This is a genomic window from Spirulina sp. 06S082 (genome assembly GCF_034932145.1).
In the GTDB taxonomy this organism is placed as follows: domain Bacteria; phylum Cyanobacteriota; class Cyanobacteriia; order Cyanobacteriales; family Spirulinaceae; genus CCY15215.
Map to the genome: position 1 here is coordinate 1 of NZ_JAYGHV010000338.1, position 5691 is coordinate 5691.

General features: G+C 36.3%; 3 protein-coding genes and 1 pseudogene. All 4 read right to left on the minus strand.

All coding sequences use genetic code 11. From position 1 onward, the window contains the following. A pseudogene (locus VB714_RS20650) lies at positions 1 to 807 on the minus strand (hypothetical protein); the annotation flags it as partial. A 6-nt stretch (positions 808 to 813) separates the two neighbouring features. Further along, on the minus strand, positions 814 to 3225 hold the full coding sequence (locus VB714_RS20655; RefSeq protein WP_323226573.1) for a hypothetical protein: 2412 nt from the start codon (positions 3223 to 3225) through the stop codon (positions 814 to 816). Continuing rightward, a complete protein-coding gene (locus tag VB714_RS20660) occupies positions 3218 to 4660 on the minus strand; it encodes a hypothetical protein (RefSeq protein ID WP_323226574.1) in 1443 nt (480 codons plus the stop codon). Before VB714_RS20660 ends, VB714_RS20655 begins: the two co-directional genes overlap by 8 nt. 30 nt (positions 4661 to 4690) lie before the next feature. Continuing rightward, positions 4691 to 5691: caspase family protein (locus VB714_RS20665; RefSeq protein WP_323226575.1), on the minus strand; the 1001-nt coding region annotated here is incomplete at its 5' end.

Genomic DNA, 5691 nt, shown 5'->3' on the forward strand with positions numbered 1-5691 from the left:
TAAACATTGCCCTGTTTTTACATCCCAAATTTTTGCAGTCCCATCATCAGAAGCTGAAAGAGCAATTTTTCCGTCTTGGTTTAATACACAATCCTTTACTTTTTCTGTATGTTCTTTAAGTATATGCAAACACTTCCCAGTTTTTGTATCCCACAATCTTAAAGTTTTATCGTCAGAGGCAGAAAGAGCAATCTTACCATCACCACTTAGCGAACAGGCATTAATTTGACTTTTATGACCCATTAAAATATGTTCACAAGTTCCCTTTTCTAAGTTCCACACTCTCAAGGTACAATCTCTTGAGCAAGATAATCCTATTTTTCCGTTATTACTTAAAGCACAATCAGTAATCATTTGAGTGTGGCCTTCTAAAATTCGTACTAAGGCTCCTTCAGATGAAGCTAGACTTGGTTTAATGGGACACAACCAAGAAGTTGCTTTACTTGCCTTTGCTTGTGTTAATAGTGTCTCAATATAATCATTTTCCTGAATAAATAAACGACCAAATAGCTGTTCAGCTAATTGTGTTTTATCTTGTTGAAGTATTCGAGATGATTGCTGAAGTGTTCGTTGAATCAGTTGTAAAGTTTTAGTTTGTTTTTCTGATAAGTCAAATTCTGATTGTTTAAGAAAATCATAATCTTCAATTAAAAGTTGTAAGGCTAAAGCTGAAATTTTATAATTTAGAAAGTCAAATTCTATTAAAATTTCACAAAAATCATCTACCATACCTGCTTGTGCTAAATGATAGGGCAAATTCAAGACATATTCTTGTCCTTCTGTTGATATATTTTTAAAAGTATTCATAACATTTTACAAGAGTTGTTTTTCTGATGTATTTAATCCTTCTAACTGAAGGAAATGAACGCATCCAGAATAATCACCAACCATAATCTGTGTACTGTCAGAGGAAAACGCTAGTGTGCTTACCCATGAGTCAAAAGTAAACTTCCCAATTACTTGACCATTATTTACCTTAACAATTTTTACTGTGTATCTAGTTGGAGAATAAAGTAGTAATTCTCCATCATTGCTGACAACAAAATGATGAAGTTCAGACTCAATTGGTAGACTAAGAATGCTGTCACCAGTAACAGCATTCCATATTCTTAAAGTGCCATCTTGAGAAATAGATACAGCAATTAATCCATTGTCGCTTATTGCACACTTAACTATTTCACCTCTATGGCCAGTTTGTATATCTAAGCAAAAATTTTTCATTAAATTTTTTATTCGTAAAATCCCACTTTTATATGCAGAAATTATAAAATATCCATTTTCATTCAAGTTACAAGCTACTATTTTATTTTTATGATCTACATATTCTTCTAAAATCATATATGCTTCTTTTTTTATATTTATTAAATAAAACTTAGTATTTGAAGCATAAACAACTATTTTTCCATTCTTACTCATGGCAAAGTTTACTATTTTTTCGTCATCATCTAAATTTCCAAGTATTTCTCCAGATTTTAAATCAATTATGTATACATTGCGGTTAAAATCTTCTAATGTTGTAATTAAAGCTGTTTCTAATGTTGAGCTAATTAAACATTCAGTAATGTTATCTAGCTCAGTATCAAGTTCTGAGTCTTCGATAAGATAACCTGTCTTAGTATTCCATATTTGAATAATTCCATTCTCTCTTATACACAAAGCTCGATTTCCATCATTACTATAATTACATACCACAACCTCTTTATTTACTTGAGTTTCTGCCAAAGGCTTCTTAATTGATTTGATTGTCCAAATACGCAAATCTAAATTAGAACCTGCTAAAAGAATATTTTTGTTCCTGTTAACACAACAATTTGATACATCTTGACCTGAAGTAAAAATATCAGATATTTTTTTTTCTGTATTATTATCCCAAACATGAATCATTCCGTTATTAGTTGTAGCTAAAATCATTCCTCCATCTTTAGATATTTGGCAGCGATTTGTAAAACCTTTTGTTTCAAATGCTTTAATACATTCACCAGTATTTATATCCCAAAGTCTGACTCTAAAATTCTCTGAAAACATATCCTCAGACAAATAAGATTCTTCAATCATTTGAGATATTATTGAAGACAAAAATAGATTATTTTCATCAGAAGAATCTCTAAGATCAAGAATTTTGGTTTCAGAATTATTGATTTTAGATAAAGCAGTTAAATTGACCCCAACTAATTCATTAGAATCATCTAACAAATCTTCGATAACCAAAACGTCAGAAATAGACACAGCAAAAGTTGCGTCCTCATTCAAACTACAATCTCTAAAACATCCATTATTATTTTCTATAATAGATAAACATTCTCCCGTTTGAGTATCCCATAATATTAAAGTTCCATCATAAGAACCAGACAAAGCTTTTTTTCCATCACTACTTAAATCACAGCAACTTATCTGATCTGTATGTGAATGAAAGATAAGTAAACATTCTCCTGTTTGAGTATCCCACACTCTTAGAGTTTTATCATAAGAACCAGAAAGAGCAATTTCAGAATTTTCGCTTAAGGCACAACTTGTCACTTTGCCTGTATGCTGTCTAAGTATATGTAAATACTTACCTGTTTTTGTATTCCACAGTCTTAAAGTTTTATCATCAGAAGCAGAAAGAGCAATTTCACCATTACCACTGAGTGAACAAGCATTAATTTGACTATTATGACCTACTAAAATATGTTCACAAGTTCCTTTTACTAAGTTCCAAACTCTCAATGTACAATCTGTTGAGCCAGATAACCCTATTTTTCCATCATTGCTTAAAGCACAATAAGTAATTGCTCCATTATGACCTTTTAAAATTCTTATTAATGTTCTTTCAGATGAAGTTAGACTTGGTGTAATGGGACATAACCAAGAAGTTTTTTGACTTGTTCTTGCTTGTGTTAAGAGTAGCTCAATATAATAATTTTCTTGGCAGGATAAACGACCGAATAATTGTTCAACTAATTGAGTTTTATCTTGTTGAAGAATATGAGATGATTGCTGAAGTGTTCGTTGGATAATTTGTAAAGTTTCAATTTGTTTTTCTGATAAGTCTAATTTTGATTGTTTAGGAAAATCATAATCTTCGATTAATAGTTGTAAAGCTGAAACTGAAATTTTATAATTGAGAAATTCAAACTCCATTAAAATTTCACAAAACTTATCTGCCATACCTGCTTCTGCTAAATGATAAGGTAAATTCAAAACAAATTCTTGATCCTCTAAGAATAAATCTTCAAAATCACTCACCACGCTCCCTCCTTAAAACTCCCTTTAATTTTTCCCAAACCTTCAACTCATTCCTAGCAATAAGCTGATGAATACCCGGAAGTGTTACCGGATGAGTTTCTAAAATATCTTTTCGATGCAGAAAATCTCGGAAACTAGAATGATAAATACTATAACGTTTCTCCTTTTTCATGAACTCATGTAAAAACTGCTTCCACTCATTCAAAACTTGCTGAACTGTATATTCATCCTCACCCGAAAAATCACAAATTTTGCGACGGGAAACAGGTTCACGCACTTCTCCCAAAATATAGACAATCTTGATTTTCTCGACAGGTAAAGGTTTAGCAGTCATTCCCATGCGTCGCCAGTCAAATTCATAGTAACCTTCTAGTCCTTGAGGAAATTGTTCTAAGGTTAAATCTTGATATTTACCTTCTTCTATATCTATTAAAACATAACGTAAATACATGAAGTTATTATCACTTTTTGACGCTATTTTATTGGTAAATTCTGTAATTGTTTCTCCTCTTATCTCAATGCGCTGAGGTAGATTTTCACTACTATTAACTCGATTTCCAATATAGGTTCTCACATCTCGCTCACTGTCAGTTTGATAATCTAACAGACTGAGGGTTTGTATAGGGGCAAAACTGGTTAGAGAAACTTCTACATCCCGTCTTCGAGTAAGGATAAAATAAACTCCATCGGGTAAATGAGCGGGTAAATAGAGGATATTCGCAGCATCTCGATAACTATTGCCATAAACTTCATCAAGTGAATCGATAGCAATAATTACCTTCTCTCCTTTCCCTTGCTGTGCGACTTCATCTAACAATTGACTGAGAAATTCTCCATCTTGTTTAGCATTGGAGGGTAAAGATTCGTAAGGAAGCTGATAACGCTCAATTAATTGACGACAGACACTCTCAAGAAACTGATCTGCTCGATTGGGTCCTTGTAGTAATTGGTTAAAATGGGCAATACAGTTTTCCTCCTGTACGTACTTCGCTAGAATTGCACTTTTTCCCTGCCCCGGATCGCCGATGATAGTAAAATAACCCTTATCATTATTGGCAATAAAGGCGTTAATAGCCTCAAAAACATATTCGCGTCCCACAAAATCTTTCGTTTTATCGTTAATTAGAGATTGAAACTGACTGGGAATATACGATGATTTTTGTAGAAATTTGAGTAAGTTTTCAATGGCTTGTTGATTACCTTCAACTGCTTCAACGAGCGATCGCACCGCGTCCTCATTCCACTCGTTGTAAGTGCGATCTCCGATTTGAATCTCGTTACCCTCAATTTTACCAACAATATTTTTGCCGAGTTGGATATCACCCTTGTTTTTGCAGGAACTCAAAAACTGACTTAACATGGTTAGATCGGTGCCATTGTAGTGACCGCCTGCAATGCGATCGAAAATAGCTTTAACTTCATCCAAATTATCCATAATGACCACCGATTGACATAAAATTTGAATTTAGGTACTTTTGCTTGTGTATGATGTGCGATCTCCAATTTGAATGCCATTACCCTCAATTTTACCAACAATATTTTCACCTCGCACATTTTCCAAAATTGTCTCGGCAATATTGTTAGCCTTGACCTCTACTTCGGATTTTACTACATTCACATCCCCACTCACCGTAAACTCCCCACTCAAAATCTGTTGTAACACCTGCTGACTCTCGGCCAGATCGACCTCCCGCACCGCACCGCCTAACGTCGGAGGTCGATCGCCAGTTCCCAACTCTCCCTCACCTATTTTCCCTCGATGCAAAGCGATCGCCATTGCCCCGATCCCCTTCTGAATCGTCAACTCCGGCTCTTGCACCCATCCCAGCATCCCAAACTTGCGCTCTACCTCACCCCGCACGGACTCAAAAACGTACTGGTACAGGTCAAAAATACTGATATAGCCCCGTCGGTTCTCGATACCCGATCCTCGCAACCCCTCCGTCAGCGATCGAGCAAAAAACGTCAGCGCATCCTTTCGCAAAAAAAGCGATCGCTGACTTTCCCGACAAGCCGTAATGATAACCCGTCCCTCTCCCGTCCCCAATAACGCCGTTGCTGTCCGATCTGGCAGATTTCGCCCCCCGGATTGCGACTCTCCACCCAACGAGTCCGGCGAAATTTCTCCCGCATGACAGGCATTAAAAATCAAGAAAACCCGCTTCGCCGCGATCGCCTTCACCTTCTCCAGTAAAGTCGTCTCTCTCACCCCACTGCCCCCGATGACCTTACCCCCCTCCAGCCGAGTATCGCAAGTCGTCAAATAATAGCCATCCTCCCCATATTCCCCATGACCGCTATAAAACAGCACAAACGTGTCCTTTTCTGTTAATGTCGAAGCGATTTGGTCTAACTCCGCCTCAATCCTCTGGCGAGTTGCTGCCCCATCATGCAATACTGTCACTTGTCGATCCGGATAGCCACAATAACGGCGATCGCCCAACACTGCTGCTACTTCCAGCGCAT

What these genes read in the sequence shown, in the direction of transcription:
- VB714_RS20660 (WP_323226574.1), bottom strand. Translation starts at nt 4,660, where the DNA reads ATGGATAATTTGGATGAAGTTAAAGCTATTTTCGATCGCATTGCAGGC.